The sequence below is a fragment of the Falsirhodobacter sp. alg1 genome (assembly GCF_000739715.2).
In the GTDB taxonomy this organism is placed as follows: Bacteria; Pseudomonadota; Alphaproteobacteria; order Rhodobacterales; family Rhodobacteraceae; genus Falsirhodobacter.
Map to the genome: position 1 here is coordinate 1 of NZ_BBJC02000107.1, position 515 is coordinate 515.

At 59.3% G+C, this 515-nt stretch carries 1 pseudogene; it reads right to left on the reverse strand.

The features are described from left to right. Positions 1-373: pseudogene (locus TR36_RS14450) on the reverse strand (toprim domain-containing protein); the annotation flags it as partial. Positions 374-515 lie beyond the last annotated feature (142 nt).

Here is a 515-nt window from a genome sequence, read left to right on the forward strand (position 1 = left end):
CTGATCCTTGAGGTAAACCTCGGATTTGCCGCGCGCGACCTTATAAAGCGGCGGCTGCGCGATATAGAGGTACCCGCCTTCGATGATTTCGGGCATCTGCCGGAAGAAGAAGGTCAGCAGCAACGTCCGGATGTGCGCCCCGTCAACATCGGCGTCGGTCATGATGACGATTTTGTGGTAGCGCAGCTTTTCCACGTTGAATTCATCCCGGCCGATACCGGTCCCCATCGCGGTGATCAGCGTGCCGATTTCCTGGCTGGCCAGCATCCGGTCGAAACGCGCCCGTTCCACATTCAGGATCTTCCCCTTGAGCNGTAGAACAGCCTGATTGGCCCGCGAGCGGCCCTGCTTNGGCGGAACCGCCGGCAGAATCCTGACAGGCACCGTGGATAATCGGACAGTTGCTCTAGGGAACAGGGCCTTGATGACAGATCTGGGGATCGAGCCTGGGCCCATTACCGAACGCGCAGCAGAATTGCAGGCTTCGGGAAAAACCGCGATGTTCGTGGCGGTTG